Below are 16,825 nucleotides of genomic sequence, written 5' to 3' on the forward strand. Positions count from 1 at the left end.
ATATCAGGCAGTGAAAAGGCCGCCAGTCTAGTGCCCGCGGGCCCTGGGGCCAAGCGCTGGCGACTGTCGGTAGATCAAGACTTGTCAGGCGATACGCCGCGCAGTAGCTTTGCGGGTCGTAACGGCCCATGTCCGCGTGCCATTAACGCTCGACGCGTCGCACCCGGTGAATGGCAAAGGGTCAGGAAAACCTCATCGCCCAGCTCAACTGCGCCAGCCGGTTTACCCCACATTCGATTATCACAGCCCGTCAGGAGTCGTTTTATGAGCGCCAACCCACGCGTCGCCGAATATGCCATCCACCCTCAGTTCACCGATCGCTGGTCGCCCCGCGCCTTCACCGGTGAAACCATCCCCGAAGAAACCCTGCTGAGCTTTTTCGAAGCCGCACGCTGGGCGCCATCGGCCTACAACTCGCAGCCATGGCGCTTCCTCTACGCCCGTCGCGACACGCCGAACTGGGAACGTTTCCTGGGCCTGCTCAATGAATTCAACCGTGGCTGGGCGCAACACGCCTCGGCCCTGGTGATCGTGATTTCGAAAACCACCTTCACCGCGCCCGGCGCAACCGAAGAAACCCCGGCCCTGTGGCACACCTTCGACACCGGTTCGGCCTGGGGCCACCTGGCGCTGCAAGCCAGTATCAGCGGCTGGCACACCCACGGCATGGCAGGTTTCGACCAGGAACTGACCCGCAAGGAACTGAAGATCCCCGAAGGCTATGACCTGCACGCCGCCGTGGCCGTGGGCAAGCTGGGCGACAAGGCAACCCTCGCCGAGTACCTGCAAGCCCGCGAAGAACCAAGCCCGCGCCGCCCATTGCGCGAGCTGGCGGCCGAGGGTGAGTTCACCCTGTAAATCGACGCCAACATCCTTCTGGCCATGTCATGTAGCTGCTGCCGAGGGACGAGGCTGCGCTGGCCAGCATGCATGCCGTGGAGTGTCAGGCAATGGCGTGTTGTTTGAACGGGCCAGCGCAGCCTGCGGCAGCGGCTACGGTAGCCGCTGCCGGGACGGGTCAATAACCGCGGTTGAAGTCCACTTCACCGCGCAGCGCCTGTTCACTCTGGTAGGCCCGCAGATTATCGACGAACAACCGCACCATCATCTCCGGTGAAGTCGGCGCCGAGCTGTGGCCCGTCAGCAACAGGCCCCAGGCCGTCCAGAATGGATGGCGCTGCGGCAAGGGCTCCTGACGGCAGACATCAATCACCGCCCCCGCCAGATAGCCCTCCTTGAGCGCCTCCACCAGATCCGCATCGACCACCGCCACGCCGCGTCCGACGTTGATGAACAGGCCGCTGGGCTTGAACTGCTTGAACAGCGTTGCGTCATACAGATCGTGGGTTTCCGGGGTATTGGGCAGCAGGTTGATCACGTAATCGACCTCACCCACCAGGCGTCCCAGGTCCTTGAGCGCCGCCACTTCAACGAACGGCGCCTGCTCCCGGGCTTCACTGGCGATGCCATACAGCTCCACGCCAAACGGCACCAGGAATTGCGCCACGCTCTGGCCGATATCGCCGGTGCCGACGATCAGCACCTTGCGCCCGGCCAGGCTCTGGCCCATGCGGTTATCCCACTTGCGCTCAACCTGGCTGACCAGCCGCGCCAGCACTTCACGCTCGTGACCGAGCATGTAAGTGAGCACGTATTCGGCCATGACCTGGCCAAAAATCCCCACCGCCCGGGTCAGGCGGTAATGACGCGGCAAGCCGTCGGCGAGCAACGGGGTGATTCCGGCCCAGGTCGATTGCAGCCACTGCGGCTGATGGCCCTGGCGCAGCAGGGTGGCCAGCAGGTCCGGCTGGCCGAGCCAGATCGGGCAATCGGCGGCCAGGGTCGCCAGTTCGGCGGAGTCACCGCTGGTCAGCACTTGCAGTTCGGGAACGGCCTGGCTCAACAAACGGGCATAAATAGCGTGATCGTGTTCGGCAATCAGAACGCGCATGGTTCAAACCTATCAAAAAGGCGCGGGTGACCGCCGACGGAGTCTTGCTCCATCGCTCGCGGCCACCGCCAGATATTCAATTCCATTATTTCTCGATGCCCTGGACAGAGCATCTACAGGCATCCATCACATCGGGTCATTACGGCGCAGCAACTCTTCGGGCAAATGCTCGATGTATTCGTCTTCGGCCGGCGGCATCTGCAGGTGGTAGCCCTGCTTCTCCAGGTTCTCCAGCACTTGGTGGATATCCTCGCGCGACAGCTTGCGCTCGGGGCTCAGCACCAGGTCGAAGGCGTGAAACGGCTTGCCAAAGGCCAGCAGCAGGTTTTCCGGCACGCGCTCCAGAGCATCGCTCTTGAGCACATACAGGTACATCTCGTTCTTGCGCGGGCTGCGGTAGATGGAGCAGATACGTTTCAAGGCTGTTCTCCGGCGGCGGCCAGGCAGTCGAGCAAGGCCTGGCCCATCAATTCGCGGCGCCAGCCACGCAACGAATCGGGCAATTGGTAAGGACCGTTGGGGTAGCCGCTCTTGAGCAGGCTTTCCAGGGTTTTCTTGCGCAGCATCAGTTCCGGCGCGATGTCCAGGCGTTCGCCTTCGGCCTGGCCGAGGGCGCGCATCTGCTTGAGCAGGGCCGAGGCTTCGATCGGCAAAGGCTCCGGCACCGCCGGCGGCCATTGATCAGGCCCGACACTGCCGGCACGCTTGATCAGGTCCAGCAGGAACTCACCGTCCTGACGCACGGTACGCGGGTGCATGTCTTCGATTTTCGCCAGGGCGCCGAGGTTGTCCGGCTGGCTCTTGGCCAGGGGCCAGAGCGAATGCTCGCGTACGATACGGTTGCGCGGCAGGTCGCGGGCACGGGCCTCGATCTCGCGCCAGGCGCAGAGTTCGCGCAACACGGCGAGTTGGGCCCGGGACAGTTTCCAGGCCAGTTTGGCGTCGCGGTACACCTCGTACGGGTCCACTTCGCGGCGCAGATTGGCCACCAGCTCGGCGCCGTCTTCGAGCACCCAGCTGTATTTATCGGCCGACAATTTGGGCTGCAGTTGTACATACACTTCGGCCAGGTGCACCGCGTCTTCCGCGGCGTAGCTGATCTGAGTTTCCGACAGCGGGCGTTGCAGCCAGTCGGAACGGGTCTCGCCCTTGGGCAGTTCAATCCCCAGGACCGACTGCACCAGGCGCGAATAGCCCATGGAGAAGCCCAGGTTCAGGTAAGCCGCCGCCAGTTGGGTGTCGAACAAAGGTGCCGGCAGGCTGCCAGTCAGGCGCAGCAGGACTTCGAGGTCCTCGCTGCAGGCATGCACCACCTTGACCACGGCCGTGTTCTCCAGCAGCGCCGCGAGGGGCTGCCAGTCGTCGATGGTCAACGGGTCGATCAGGTAAGCGCGCTGGCCGTCGCCAATCTGCAACAGGCCGGCGATGGGGTAGAAGGTGTCGACCCGCATGAATTCGGTGTCGAGGGCGACGAATGGCAGCTGCTGCCACTCGGCGCAAAAGCGGCCGAGGCTATCGTTGTCGCGAATCCAGTGAATATCGATGGCCACACGGCTCTCCCTTGAAGAATGGCGCGCAGTATATATCGCCACCGGCAACTTCTGAGCACTGACTCGACGAGGCACGTGCGAAATTGCCTTACAGAGCCCAAGAATAGTCTGAGATAACCGGCTCACCCCTGCTTACGCAGCACGTAAATACGTGACGCGGCGCAGCCGGGAATGAAGTCATGGTGGCTCAACACCTCAAAACCGGCCTGCTGGAACTCGGCCTCCAGTTGCACCTTGCCGGCCAGCTGCGGCGCGCCGTCCGGAACCAGACTGCGGGGCTTTTCGAGGAGCCTTTGCAGGGCGGTGCAACGGCTATCGACCCGCGCCGCGACGATCACCGCATCGCGACTGACCCGGTGCAACTCGCGCAACAGCGCCAGGCGGTGTTCGCCGCTGGCAAGGTGTTGGAACAACTGCAGGCAGCAGATGCAATCCACCGCATTGGCCGACAAGCCGATGTTGAACGCCGAACTCTGGAAGGGCTTGACCCGCTTGAGCACGCTGGCCGGGTGATGGGTCTGGGCGTGGTCGAGCATGTCCTGGGAGTTGTCCGCCGCCAGGATCACCCGGTTGCCATGTTCGGCCAACACCGGCCAGAAACGCCCCGCTCCGCACGCCACATCCAGGATCAACCCCGGTTCGCCGGCCATTTTCAGGGCCTGGCGCACCAGCTGTTCGCTGCGCCACAGCGCCAGGCGCCGCCCGGTTTTCAGCGGATGCTGTTGCAGGCAGTCGCGCGCGTGCTCCTGGTCGTAACGCCGGGCGAACTCACGTTCCATGGCCGATGGGGGTTGCGCTGACATGACTCGCGAACTCTTGGTGGGTGCGGGTCGTACCAGATTAACCAGGCGTTCGTGAAAAAAAGGTCGAAAGCCGCGTCCGCCCTTAGGCCTCGTTCAAATACCAGCGCCAGTCCTGCTCGCCGACCTCGCCCATGAACTGCCGATACTCCTCGCGTTTCACTGCCAGGTAGACCCCGAGGAACTCACTGCCAAAGGCATCCCGGGCCCAGGCCGAAGCCTCAAGGGCGCGCAAGGTGGTCAGCCAGTCGGTGGGCAGCAAATGCGTGGCCTGGGCATATCCGTTGCCCTCGACCGGCGCGCCGGGGTCGCTCTGCTCGCGGATGCCGCGGTGAATGCCCGCCAGGATGGCGGCCGCCGCCAGATAGGGGTTGGCGTCGGCGCCGCAGATACGGTGCTCGATGTGTCGGGAGAACGCCGGCCCGCCCGGCACCCGCAGGCTTACGGTGCGGTTGTCGACGCCCCAGGTGGCGGCCAGCGGCGCATAGCTGTTGCTCTGGAAACGTCGGTAGGAGTTGGCGTTCGGGCAAAACAGCAGCAGCGAGTCGAGCAAGGTGTCGAGCATGCCGCCCACCGCGTGGCGCAGCAGCGGCGTGCCATCGGCCGCCTCGCTGGCGAACAGGTTGTTGCCGTGCCGGTCGGCAATGCTCACGTGCATGTGCATCCCGGTGCCGGCCAGGTCGGCGAACGGTTTGGCCATGAAGCACGCGCGCATCCCGTGCTTGTGGGCCACGCCCTTGACCAGGCGCTTGTAGCGCACTGCCTCGTCCATCGCCTGCAAGGCATCGGCGCGGTGTTCGAGGGTGATCTCCACCTGCCCCGGCGCGTACTCGGAAATCGCCGTGCGCGCCGGAATGCCCTGCAGCTTGCAGGCGCTGTAGAGGTCGGCGAGGAACGGCTCGATCTGCTCCAGCTCGCGCAGGCCATAGACCTGGGTCGCTCGCGGCCGGCCGCCATCGGCATCCCGTGCCGGTTGCGGCCGGCCGTTGCTGTCACGTTGCTGATCCAGCAGGTAGAACTCCAGTTCGGCCGCCATCACCGGGTAATAGCCGTCGGCCTTGAGGCCATCGATGACCTTGACCAGCAACTGCCGCGGGTCGGCCACGGTGGCCGGCAAGCCTTGCTCCGGGTGCATGCTGACCTGCACCGCGGCGGTCGGAATCTGCCGCCAGGGCATGGGCTGCAAACTGCCGCTCAGGGGGTAGGCGCGGCAATCGATATCCCCCACGTCCCAGACCAGGCCGGAGTTTTCCACATCGTCGCCGTTGATAGTCAGGCCCAGGATGGTGCTCGGCAGCGGCCGGCCGCTCTGGTACACCGCCAACAGTTCGTCGCGGTGCAGCAACTTGCCACGCGGGACGCCGTTGTTGTCGAGGATGAACAATTCGAACATCTCGATATCCGGGTGCTGCTGAAGAAAATCCTCGGCTTCTTGCAAGGGGGCAAAAGGAGTGTTGGCAGGCATGGTCATTCTCGTATTGGCGTGTCGGACGCGCGCAGGCAGCGTCGTGCAGACAGCGCTCGCCGCAGCGGGCAAACGGCTATCCGTGGGAGGGATCAACAGGCAATACGAGCATCCGGCGGGCGCGCATGGCGGCAATGCCACAGCGCCCAGAAGGCCAGTTCGGAAGGGAGAGCACAGAGTTTTGGCGCAGTGGCGGGCGTGCAGCGAGGACGGGGCTGACGGCAGGGTGCAGGCGCACCAGGCACAACCTCGGGTTTGATCGCAGCGGGCCAAGCGTCCATAGGAAAAACCGCAGACAACAGATGCCGGGCAGACTCACACGCTGCCATAAGCCGTTAAATCCACACTTGAAGAACCTTGGTTGCAAAATGGCTAAACATTGACCCGCCACTGGCCCTGAGCGGATCGAGACTTGCCCGCGCCGCGCGCTGATGCAAATAATGCCCGCGCCCTCTTCTTCCCCGGCAGCACTCAAGGATCGGACCGCATGCACGCACGTCTTTTACTCTGCTCGTTGCTCACCCTCAGCACCCCGCTCCTGGCCGAGCCCAGCGCCTCGCACCTGGACCAGGTCATCGAACGCGGCCACCTGAACGTTTGCACCACCGGCGACTACAAGCCCTACACCTACCTGCGCGACGATGGCAGCTACGAAGGCATCGACATCGCCATGGCCCAGTCTCTGGGAAAAAGTCTGGGCGTGGAGGTGAGGTGGGTGAAAACCAGTTGGAAAACCCTGATGCCGGACTTCCTGGCCAACAAGTGCGACATCGCGGTCGGCGGTATTTCGGTGTCCCTGGAGCGGCAGAAAAAGGCGTTCTTCAGCGACACCCTCGGGGTCGACGGCAAGATCCCCCTGGTACGCTGCGCCGACGTCGCGCGCTACCAGACGGTGGAACAGATCAACCAGCCTTCGGTGCGCCTGATCGAGCCACCGGGCGGCACCAACGAGATCTTCGCCCGCGCCCATTTGCCCAAGGCTGCGCTGACCCTATTCCCGGACAACGTGACGATCTTCGAGCAACTGCTGGCGAACAAGGCCGACGTGATGATCACCGACGCCTCGGAGGCGCGCTTCCAGCAAAAGCTCAAGCCGGGCCTGTGTGCGGTCAACCCCGAGCGCTACCTGCAATACAGCGAGAAAGCCTTCCTCCTGCCCCGCGACGATGTGGCCTGGAAAAGCTACGTCGACCAGTGGCTGCACCTGAGCAAGGCCACCGGGTTCTATGACGGCGTGGTCAATCAATGGTTGGCCGCGCCCTGAACCGGAAATACAGCGCATACCTGTAACCGCTGCCGGGTTCATATTTCGACGTTGGGTTCGTGCAGCGGGCTCGACGTCTTATTTAGTTTTTAAATAAGCCGGCCGACTTTCTGATTTGCCCTCTTTTGCCCGGCGCCGCCTAATCAGGCCCTGTTCCCTCAAGGTCTGGTTATGGAAAACGTTCGTGCGACAACCCGCCCCGCCGTCTGGCTGATGCTCAGTGTGGTTCTGGTGGCCCTTAATCTGCGGCCGTCGATGGCGGCCGTCGGCCCGTTGCTGTCGGCAATACGCGGCGATATTGCGTTGAGTTTCACCGCCGCTTCGCTGCTGACCATGCTCCCGGTCATGGCCATGGGCCTGGCGATGTTCTTCGGCATGCGCATCAGCCAGCGCCTGGGCGACCAGCGCACCGTGGTCATTTCACTACTGATCATTGGCCTGGCCACGGTGTCGCGGCTGTTCCTCGATTCCGCCGCCGAGCTGATTCTGAGCGCGGTGTTGGCCGGGATCGGCATTGCCCTGATCCAGTCGTTGATGCCGGCACTGATCAAGTCACGCTTTACCCACAATGTCTCGCTGTTCATGGGCCTGTACGTCACCTCGATCATGGGCGGCGCCGCCATCGCCGCCTCATTCGGCCCACTGGTGATGAGCCGCAGCGGCAGTTGGCGCCTGGGCCTGGCGATCTGGGCCGGACTGGCGGTGCTGGCCCTGCTGTTCTGGTACGCCCAGCGCTCCGCCATGCCCCGGTTGCCGGCAGCGGCGGCGGGCAATGAGTCGTTCTTCGGCAATCGCCGGGCCTGGTTGCTGGCGATTTTCTTCGGCCTCGGCACAGCGTCCTACACCTGCGTGCTGGCCTGGCTGGCGCCCTATTACGTGGAGCAGGGCTGGAGCGAACAGAACGCCGGTCTGCTGCTGGGCTTTCTCACGGCCATGGAAGTGGTGTCCGGGCTGATCACCCCGGCCATTGCCAACCGCAGCCAGGACCGGCGCCTGGTGCTCAGCGTGTTGTTGCTGCTGATCATCGCCGGCTTCTGCGGCCTGATCCTCAGCCCGCAACACCTGAGCCTGTTGTGGCCTTGCCTGCTGGGCCTGGGCATCGGCGGGCTGTTTCCGATGAGCCTGATCGTGTCCCTCGACCACCTGGAAAACCCGCGCCGCGCCGGGGGCCTGACCGCTTTCGTCCAGGGCATCGGTTACCTGATCGCCGGCCTCTCGCCGCTGCTGGCGGGGATGATCCGCGATCAGCTGGGGAGCTTCGAATGGGCCTGGTGGTCGCTGACCGCGGTCATGGCGCTGATGCTGCTGATGGTGCTGCGCTTCGACCCGCGGCATTACGCCCGGCACATTCACTGACCGACAGGACGCCCCCATGCAACCCACAAGCTTCACCAGCGCCCATATCGGCATGCTGCTCTGGGCCGTGCTGATCGCCGCCTCGTTCTTCGCCGCCGCCCAGGTCGGCCAGGGCATCGACCCGGTGCTGCTGACCGGTCTGCGCCTGCTGTTTTCGGCGCTGATGTTTTTGCCCTTGCTGCTGCTCAAGGGCTCGACACCCATGACCCGCGGCGGGCTGCGTGACCATGGCGTGCTGGGGTTGCTGCTGGCGCTGTATTTTGGTTCGCTGTTCGAAGCCCTGCGCTACACCTCGGCGGTCAACACCGGGACCCTGTTCACCCTGGTGCCGCTACTGACCCTGCTGTTCGAGGGGTTCCTGCTGCCGGGCAACAGCCTCAGGCAGCGGGTGCTGCCGACACTGATCGCAGCGGCCGGGGCCGTGCTGCTGATCGTCAAGGGCAGCGGGCCCAACGCCATGCCTTCGCTGTACGCGATGACGGTTTATGGCCTTGGCTGCCTGGCCATGGCGCTGTACTCGCCCCTGAGCCAACGCTTCAAGGCCGGCCACCTCAAAGGCCGCAGCCCGGCGGCCATGACCTTCTGGAACATGCTGTTCGGGGCGCTGTTTCTGCTGGTCTTCTGCCTGTTCAGCGGTGGCTGGCGCAGCGCCGGGCAACTGACCGCCAACGACCTGCTGTGGCTGATCTACCTGGCCCTGTTCGCCACCCTCGCCACCTTCTGGCTGCTGCACCGGGCCATCGGCGTGATCGCCCCGGCCACGGTGATTTCCTACATCTACCTCAGCACCTTGTTCCTGACCCTGTTCCACTGGGTCTGGCTCGGCCAGCCACCTTTGCCGACCGAGCTGCTCGGTGCCCTGCTGGTGGCGGGGGGCATGCTCGCCCTGATCCTGCTCAGCCGCCGCAGCACGCCCGCCCTGGGCTGAAGCGGCCGTGCACGACTTGCGCAACCCTGCGCAGGTCGTGTTCACGGAAGGTTTTGTCTCTCTGCTGTCCGCCTGCCCCAAAGCAGGCATTTAATCAGCTCCATCGCTGCGTTAGCATCAGACGCCCTTGCGTTCACCCGGCGCCAAGCTCAACGAGATGGATCTGATGCTCAACAGCAACTTGCTTAGAAAGCTCGATATGCAGGACCTCATGGTGTTTATCGCCGTGTACGAGCAGAGCAGCGTCACCGGGGTCTCGGAAAGCCTGTGCGTCAGCCAGTCGACCGTCAGCTATTGCCTGAAAAAACTGCGCAACGCCTTTGAGGACGAACTGTTCATCAACACCCGCACCGGCATGCGTCCCACCTACAAAGCCAGCACCATGTACAGCCATGTGCTGAAGATCCTCGAAAGCATCAACCTCTGCCATTCCGGGGCCCAGGCCTTCGACCCGATCCGCCAGGCCGTGACCTTCAACATCTGCGCGCCGGAATATTTCGAGCTGCTGATTCTGCCGCGCCTGCTCAAGCAGTTCGATTTCGCCGACCTGCCAGTGACGGTCAATGTGCACAAGCTGGAAACCGACATCCCCGCCGAGGAGCTGCGCAGCGGCCAGCTGGACCTGGTGATCTGCTTCGGACCCAACTTCCACCGCACCCACGCCGACTTCAAATCGCAGATGCTGCTGGAGGACGAACTGGTGTGCGTGTTCGACAAACGCGCCAGCGCGCCCCAGCACCCGCGCTTCAGCCTGCAGGCGTTTGTCGAGCGCCGTCATGTGTTCCCCACGCCCTGGACGTCGGACAGCAACATGGTCGACGGCTGGCTGGCAAGCCAGGCCCAAAAACGGCAGATCGTCGCCCGGGCCAACAGCTACGGCGCCGCGCTGAAGCTGATTACCGGCACCGACTTCATCCTGACCCTGCCGCGCCGCATCCAGGCACTGCTGGCCAGCGATACCCTGTTCAGCCACTGCTCGCCCCCCAGCGGCCTGCCGGGGTTCACTCTGGATATGCAATGGAGCCCGATCACCGATCAGGACCGGGCCAACACCTGGTTTCGCGAACAGGTGGTGAAGGTGTGTGCCGAGCAGGGGTTGCTCTAGTCCCGGCCCGCTCAGTGGCCAATAGCGGCGTTGAACGGTGGGTTCGGGCACGCCGGTTGTGGCCACGGCGTACCCGAAGTTACAAGCCCGCTAGCAGCGGGTTCTCCTCATCAGTGACTGATTACACCTTCGTTGATGCCGGCCAGCGGCAGCTGGGCCAACTCGCTCGAAACCTTGTTATCGGTCAGAGAACCACGGTTGATACCGGCCAGGCTGCCGTAGTTCTGGCCAATGTTCGCGTAGACGATAACGCGGCCCAAGGCTGAAGACTGAGCAATATGGCCCAGGTTCAAGCCGGCCAGACCACCCAGAGAGGCAAACCTACCGCCACGGACCTGGCCACTGCTCAGGGCGTTGATGATCCGGCCCTCGTTCTGTCCGACCAGGCCGCCGACAACGCTATTGTCGCCAGCCAGGACATCACCGCTGGCCATGACGTTCTGAGTAATACCACCGAAGTTATGGCCGATGAGCCCACCAATACGCGCGCCCCGACGACCTGTCACGCCGCCTGATGCCTCGGCCTGCTGGATATCGCTCTCTATGTTTTTGCCAATCAGGCCACCGATATTCGAATCGTTTTGCCCCACAACCGAACCGCTGGCCTTGACCATGAATAACACGCTGTTCTGATTCAAACCGACCAAGCCCCCGACCGTTGCTGAGCCGTAACCCACTACCACGCCGCGAGCCTCAGAATCCCTGATAACGCCGGAATGATTGGAGCCGACCAGACCTCCTGCTATGCCGTTGACATAGCCGATTACCGCCGCTGATGAACGAGAGCGCTCAATACGGCCCCCCTGGTTGACACCCACCAACCCACCAACGCTAAGGCCGCTGTAACTGTCACGACTGGCATCTTGGCCAACCCTGCCAAAGCTGGATGAATCGACAATACTCCCGCCCTTGTTGACGCCAACCAGCCCGCCCATACCGCCCGCCGCTCCCATGGTAAAAACACCTATGGGCGTGCGGACATCGACATTGGCCCAACTGTTGGTCACGGAGCCGGTAGCGACGAGGCTATGGGTGTTCTCCCCTACCAGACCGCCCGCTGCGACGGTGAATTGGTTGCCAGTCACCAACCCCGCCATGGACGAATGATCGATGGTGCCGCCGGAATTGATCCCTACCAGCCCGCCGACAATATTTTTCTGGTGGCTGTTGGCGTCCACCGTAAAGTCGCTGGCACTGACGTTGGCGATACTGCCACTGTTAAGCCCAACCAAACCGCCAATAACACTGACAGAAGCACCGGGGACATACATTGCACCGTTGATACGCATCGAGGCGAGTTGGAGGTTACTGATACTGCCGCTCGACCTGGCGAACAGGCCACCGTAGGTGCCGTTAGTATCGACGGCAAAGCCGCTGATGGTATTGCCCAGCCCCTCGAAGACCCCGCTGAACGCCTGCCTTCCATCACCAATGGACTGGAGGTTGCCGTTGCCGTGGATGGCCTGCCCCAAGACATAACGCCCCTGCAGGTTGTTATCGATCGCTTGCAGTTGCGCGGCGTTCTGAATGACGGTGTACTCGGCACCGTTGGCGGCAAACATGGCACCTTTGCCCGCGAGGGTCACCCGACCGTTCGTACCCGAGACAAAGTTGCCAGCGTAATTGAGCACAAGACTGCTGAAGATCCCGGAAAGCTGCACATGACTGTTGAGCTTGATGCTGCCCTTGGCATCGAGCAGGACCTGAGTACCGTCCCCTTGGCCATTCATGTTTTTATCAAGGTGAATGTCCTTGGCCGACGAAAGGATCAGTCGTTTGCCGCTGTCCCAGACGATAGCGTCGTTTACCACCACGTCGCCCTTGCTACTGGCCAGTTCGATCTCGGTCGTCGCCAGGTTGCGCGACAGCGTATCGACATGAATGGTATTGCTCCCAGGGGTGGAGACTGGATCAACCTTGACCTCGGCAGAGCTGATTTTCCAGGTGCCGGTCTGGCCGTAACCTGCCGTGGTGTTGACCCGAGTGTCTCGTTCCACCTGAGTGATAGCGCCCTTGGTCTCGATCACGCCACCATCGCCCATCCCTATCGCCGCGCTGGCGTTCAATGAACCGCCAACCTTGACCACGCCTACGTCGCCACCGTCCAGGGTGATTTTGCCGGCCCTATTCGATAAGGTCAGGGCTTCGATGGCGCCCGTGTTATTGACCACGGTATTGAGCATCGCACCAGCACTTTTGGCCGTCATCAGCACCTGCCCGCCGTCGGCCTTGAGCAGCCCGCCATTGCTCACCAGCGCATCGATCGCAGCGGCATCGACTTTCAGGTCCAACAGGTTGTTGCTGTCAAAGCTGACGGTGAATCCGTCCCCCGCACCCAAGGCTACGCGCCCATTTTGCGCGGTGATGGTGCCCTGGTTGTCAACGGTTCTGCCGATCAGGGCCACGCTACCGCCATCAGCCGCGGTGATGGAGCCTTCGTTGACGACCTTGCCCGTCGAAGTACCTGCAAACGTGTAGTTGCCAGCCGTGAAATCGGCGTTTTTCATGTCCTGGGTCGAGGCCACCAGGCCACCGACATTGACTTGGGCACTCTTGCTGAACACCACACCGTTAGGGTTGATCAGGAACACCTGGCCGTTGGCATTGATCCGGCCCTGGATGTTACTGCCGTTAGCGCCAATCACCCGGTTCAACGCGATGGAGGTCGACTGCGGCTGGTTGAAGGTCACCGTCTGGCCGCCCTCCACACTGAAATCGTTCCAGTTGAGGATCAGCTTGTCAGTGTGCTGATTAATAGACATCTGCTGCTGCTCGTCGTACCTCAGGATATCCGCGGTTCCAGATACCACCGTCTCTCCGCTCGGCAAGGCGAACGCGGAGGGCAGCCCGCCGATTGTCAGAGCACTGGCCACTGCCACGAGCAGGCCTTTGCCACTGCCTGCCCGCCGACGGCGACGTGCGCCTTCGTGGGTCACGTTCCAGCAGCCCTGGGCCTGATTCCACACCCATGCATAAATCTTGTTCATAACCACTCCTTTGATTAATAAAACGCCCTGAGCGGCACTCCCTCTGAGGCCCGGAGGCTTTCAAAAAAGCTGTACAGGCGCACGCAGCAGGCAAAACACAGCCCCGACTGCACACCGCTCAGTGAGTACACAAAAGTAAAAGTGAACTGCGCTGTCCTCTGTGAGATGGCACGCGTTCTGCGCCAACGCATCGGGTGGCAGCGCAATAGCCAGTTGCTTGCGGCCATCAGGGAAGAGGAGCAACAAGGCACGAGATAAAAAGCATCCGCTAGCAACCGTCACTCGATACGCCCAGCACCTGCCAGGCGTACCAAGGGGCTGCAATTGCCCTGCTTTAACGGGAGCTAGCCATCACTCAAGAATGTCACCCTGGTTGATACCAACCGGTGGCACCGAGGCCGCCAAGCCCAATGCGGTGTTATGGGCCAGGCTGCCGTAGTTGACGCCAACCAGGCCGCCGTAGGCCTGGTAGTTGCGCGGAACGACGTTGATCTTGCCGTAGGCTACGGACTCCCGAACAGAGCCCAAATTCAAGCCAGCCAAGCCCCCCATGCGCGCATAACTGCCGCCACTCACTTGGCCCGTGGCCAAGGAGTTGCTGATCCACGCATTGTTCTGCCCGACCAGGCCGCCTACAGAACTCTGGTTACCGCCAGCAACGTCACCGTGGGCCGATGCAGAAAAAATGGTCGAGGATTTGTTGCTATTGGTACCCGCCAAACCGCCAACAGCGCTACTGTTACCAGCATTGACCTTACCGTGGGCTTCAACCGATAACAGGTCGCCCTCGTTGTAACCCACCAGCCCACCCACACTGCTTAGAGCTCCGCCATCAACCTTGCCCCAAGCCGCAGCCTCCGAGGTTGTGCCCCAAATGTTGTGCCCGATGAGCCCACCGATATTGGCGCTGTTACCGCCCACAACCGCACCGGTGGCTTCAGCGAATTGGATCGCGCCGCGAATGCTCTTGCCTACCAGGCCACCGACATTGGCGCCTGAGGAATCAACCACCTTGCCGGAAGCCTTGACGTTGACCAGAGTGCCGTAGCTGTTTATACCCACCAGGCCACCTGCAGCCATACTTCCAAAGCCGCTGACCGTACCCGAGGCGCTGGACTCCGTGATGTAGCCCTCATTGAGGCCCACCAGGCCACCAATAACACTGGCGACATAACCCACTACGTTGACCGAGGAGTGAGATTTCCTAATTTCGCCACCCTGGTTGTACCCCACCAACCCGCCGAAGTTCGGGTCTTTCTTGTAAGTGGTGAAACCGGTCCCGACCGTTCCAGCACTTGACGAGTCGGTAATCAGACCGTTCTTGTTGAGACCTACCAGCCCCCCCATACCGCCAATGGGACTGATCTGCATGGTCCCAAGAACCTGTACGTTGGTGTGGCTATTGGAAATTCTGCCCCTGCCGAACGGATTGGGACTGTTGCTGTTTTCCCCCACCAAGCCACCGACGGCGAGAGTCAAGCCATTACCGCTGACAATACCAGCCACCGATGAACGATCGATGGAGCCGCCGGAGTTGACGCCCACTAGCCCACCCAAATTGTTGTAATTATTGCTGTTGGCGTAGACCCGCTGATTAGTGGCATTGACGTTGCTGATCATCCCGTGGTTCATGCCCACCAGCCCGCCGACATAGCTGAAGCCGGCATTGGAGGTCGTGCCGTAGATGGTCATCCCCGCCAGATTGAGGTTGCTGATGCTGCCGGACGATCGGGCGAACAGACCACCGTAAGGACCGTCTGTATTGACAGTGAAACCGCTGATGGTGTTGCCCAGGCCATCGAACGTTCCGCTGAACTCAGCGCTGCCACCAATGGTCTTGATGCTGCCACTGCCTTTGATGTCGTTGCCCAGTACATACCGGCCACCAAGGCTGCTACCGATCCCCTGCAACTGAGTGGCGTTCTGAATCACACTGTACAGCTGACCCTGCGAGTCGAACGCCGCGCCGCTGCCGGACAGCGTGACCTTGCCATCCTTGCCCTGGATATAGGCGCCGCCGTAATCCAGGCCGAGGCTGCTGTTGGTCCCGGAGAGTTCCAGCGTGCTGTTGAGCGCGATGTCTTGTCCGGCATTGAGCTCGATACGGGTTGCGCCGCCGCTGCCCTTGAGACTGTTGTTGATCTGGATATTCTTATCGGCCGCAATGCTCAAATGATTGCCGCTGGCCCAGGAAACTGCGCCGTCCACCGTAACGTCTCCCCGGCTGCTCAACGCGATATTGGTGGTGGCCAAGTTATGCGCCAGGGTATCGCCATAAACGGTGTTGTTACGTGGAGCGGAGACTGGATTGACCTTGACTTCGGAGGAGCTGATTTTCCAGGTTCCGGTCTTGCCATTGCCCGCCTGGGTATTGACCCGAGCGGCCAGTTGCACCTGGGTGACGGCGCCCTTGGTTTCGACCACGCCACCGTCGCCTATCTCTGTCAGGGCGCTGGCGTTCAATGAGCCGCCGACCACCACCACACCTACGTCGCCACCGTCCAGGGTGATTTTTCCGGCCTTCTTCGACAAGGTCAGGGCCTCGATGGCGCCCGTGTTGTTGACCACGGTATTGAGCATCGCGCCAGCACTTTTGGCGGTCATCAGTACTTGCCCGCCATCGGCCTTGAGCAGCCCGCCATTGCTCACCAGCGCATCGATCGCAGCGGCATCGACTTTCAGGTCCAACAGGTTGTTGCTGTCGAAGCTGACGGTGAATCCGTCGCCCGCACCCAAGGCTATGCGCCCATTTTTCGCCTTGATGGTGCCTTGGTTGTTAACGACTCTGCCGATCAGCGCCACACTCCCGCCATCAGCCGCGGTGATGGATCCATCGTTGATCATCCTGCCCGTCGAAGTGCCTGCAAACTTGTAGTTGCCAGCCATGAAATCGGCGTTTTTCATGTCCTGGGTCGAGGCCACCAGGCCACCGACATTGACCTGAGCATTGTTGCTGAACATCACACCGTTAGGGTTGATCAGGAACACCTGGCCGTTGGCGTTGATCCGGCCCTGGATATTACTGCCGTTAGCGCCTATGACCCGATTCAACGCGATGGAGGTCGACTTCGGCTGGTTGAAGGTCACCGTCTGGCCGCCGCCCACATTAAAATCGTTCCAGTTGAGGATCAGCTTGTCAGAGTGCTGATTGATAGACATCTGCTGCTGATTGTCGTACGTCAGAATATTCGCGGTTCCAGATACCACCGTCTCTCCGCTCGGCAAAGCGAACGCTGATGGCAGCCCGCCGATTGTCAGAACACTGGCCACCGCCACGAGCAGGCCTTTGCCACTGCCTGCCCGCCGACGGCGACGTGCGCCTTCGGGGGTCACGTTCCAGCAGCCCAGGGCCTGATTCCACACCAATGCATACACTCTATTCACGTTAACTCCTGTCTTTTCCAATTAACGTCCTGCAG

At 61.9% G+C, this 16,825-nt stretch carries 12 protein-coding genes; 5 read left to right on the forward strand and 7 right to left on the reverse strand.

Annotated features, from left to right (window positions below):
* The first annotated feature begins 264 nt into the window (after positions 1-264).
* Complete coding sequence (locus tag AC19YX_RS09410; RefSeq protein ID WP_020300506.1) at positions 265-858, forward strand: nitroreductase family protein; 594 nt, start codon at positions 265-267, stop codon at positions 856-858.
* A gap of 160 nt (positions 859-1,018) precedes the next feature.
* Here AC19YX_RS09410 and AC19YX_RS09415 read toward each other — a convergent pair whose 3' ends face one another.
* The 5 genes from AC19YX_RS09415 to AC19YX_RS09435 form a co-directional block, all read right to left on the reverse strand.
* Entirely contained in the window at positions 1,019-1,951 is a 933-nt protein-coding gene (locus tag AC19YX_RS09415) for a D-2-hydroxyacid dehydrogenase (protein WP_421547796.1), read from the reverse strand.
* A gap of 126 nt (positions 1,952-2,077) precedes the next feature.
* Positions 2,078-2,371, reverse strand: coding sequence for a YcgL domain-containing protein (locus AC19YX_RS09420; protein WP_078473215.1), 294 nt, complete (start codon positions 2,369-2,371; stop codon positions 2,078-2,080).
* Positions 2,368-3,501 (reverse strand): ribonuclease D, encoded by a 1,134-nt coding sequence (gene rnd, locus AC19YX_RS09425; RefSeq protein ID WP_078473214.1) that lies wholly within the window; start codon positions 3,499-3,501, stop codon positions 2,368-2,370. Before rnd ends, AC19YX_RS09420 begins: the two co-directional genes overlap by 4 nt.
* A gap of 122 nt (positions 3,502-3,623) precedes the next feature.
* Entirely contained in the window at positions 3,624-4,304 is a 681-nt protein-coding gene (locus AC19YX_RS09430) for a class I SAM-dependent methyltransferase (protein ID WP_500606102.1), read from the reverse strand.
* 82 nt (positions 4,305-4,386) lie between these two features.
* Positions 4,387-5,766, reverse strand: coding sequence for a glutamine synthetase family protein (locus AC19YX_RS09435; RefSeq protein ID WP_421547798.1), 1,380 nt, complete (start codon positions 5,764-5,766; stop codon positions 4,387-4,389).
* 487 nt (positions 5,767-6,253) lie between these two features.
* On the opposite strand from AC19YX_RS09435, the gene AC19YX_RS09440 reads away from it, so the two are divergent.
* From AC19YX_RS09440 to AC19YX_RS09455, 4 genes are all read left to right on the forward strand, one after another.
* Positions 6,254-7,030, forward strand: a complete 777-nt coding sequence (locus AC19YX_RS09440; RefSeq protein WP_500606103.1) for a transporter substrate-binding domain-containing protein — start codon at positions 6,254-6,256, stop codon at positions 7,028-7,030.
* Between the two features lie 171 nt (positions 7,031-7,201).
* Positions 7,202-8,386, forward strand: a complete 1,185-nt coding sequence (locus tag AC19YX_RS09445) for a cyanate transporter (RefSeq protein ID WP_500606104.1) — start codon at positions 7,202-7,204, stop codon at positions 8,384-8,386.
* Positions 8,387-8,402: 16 nt separating this feature from the next.
* Positions 8,403-9,314 carry a DMT family transporter gene (locus AC19YX_RS09450; protein WP_500606105.1) on the forward strand — a complete coding sequence of 304 codons (912 nt, stop codon included), beginning with the start codon at positions 8,403-8,405 and terminating at the stop codon, positions 9,312-9,314.
* Positions 9,315-9,480: 166 nt separating this feature from the next.
* A complete protein-coding gene (locus AC19YX_RS09455) occupies positions 9,481-10,419 on the forward strand; it encodes a LysR family transcriptional regulator (RefSeq protein WP_078473254.1) in 939 nt (312 codons plus the stop codon).
* Positions 10,420-10,529: 110 nt separating this feature from the next.
* On the opposite strand, the gene AC19YX_RS09460 is transcribed toward AC19YX_RS09455, so the two are convergent.
* A complete protein-coding gene (locus AC19YX_RS09460) occupies positions 10,530-13,406 on the reverse strand; it encodes a two-partner secretion domain-containing protein (protein ID WP_500606106.1) in 2,877 nt (958 codons plus the stop codon).
* Positions 13,407-13,757: 351 nt separating this feature from the next.
* Entirely contained in the window at positions 13,758-16,790 is a 3,033-nt protein-coding gene (locus tag AC19YX_RS09465; protein ID WP_500606146.1) for a two-partner secretion domain-containing protein, read from the reverse strand.
* Between the last annotated feature and the right edge of the window lie 35 nt (positions 16,791-16,825).

Source organism: Pseudomonas sp. MF09150 (genome assembly GCF_059862355.1).

Excerpts from the sequence above, each read along its gene's own strand:
- AC19YX_RS09410 (WP_020300506.1), top strand. The coding sequence starts at position 265 with ATGAGCGCCAACCCACGCGTCGCCGAATATGCCATCCACCCTCAGTTC.
- AC19YX_RS09415 (WP_421547796.1), bottom strand. The coding sequence starts at position 1,951 with ATGCGCGTTCTGATTGCCGAACACGATCACGCTATTTATGCCCGTTTG.
- AC19YX_RS09430 (WP_500606102.1), bottom strand. The coding sequence starts at position 4,304 with ATGTCAGCGCAACCCCCATCGGCCATGGAACGTGAGTTCGCCCGGCGT.
- AC19YX_RS09435 (WP_421547798.1), bottom strand. The coding sequence starts at position 5,766 with ATGCCTGCCAACACTCCTTTTGCCCCCTTGCAAGAAGCCGAGGATTTT.
- AC19YX_RS09440 (WP_500606103.1), top strand. The coding sequence starts at position 6,254 with ATGCACGCACGTCTTTTACTCTGCTCGTTGCTCACCCTCAGCACCCCG.
- AC19YX_RS09445 (WP_500606104.1), top strand. The coding sequence starts at position 7,202 with ATGGAAAACGTTCGTGCGACAACCCGCCCCGCCGTCTGGCTGATGCTC.
- AC19YX_RS09450 (WP_500606105.1), top strand. The coding sequence starts at position 8,403 with ATGCAACCCACAAGCTTCACCAGCGCCCATATCGGCATGCTGCTCTGG.
- AC19YX_RS09455 (WP_078473254.1), top strand. The coding sequence starts at position 9,481 with ATGCTCAACAGCAACTTGCTTAGAAAGCTCGATATGCAGGACCTCATG.
- AC19YX_RS09460 (WP_500606106.1), bottom strand. The coding sequence starts at position 13,406 with ATGAACAAGATTTATGCATGGGTGTGGAATCAGGCCCAGGGCTGCTGG.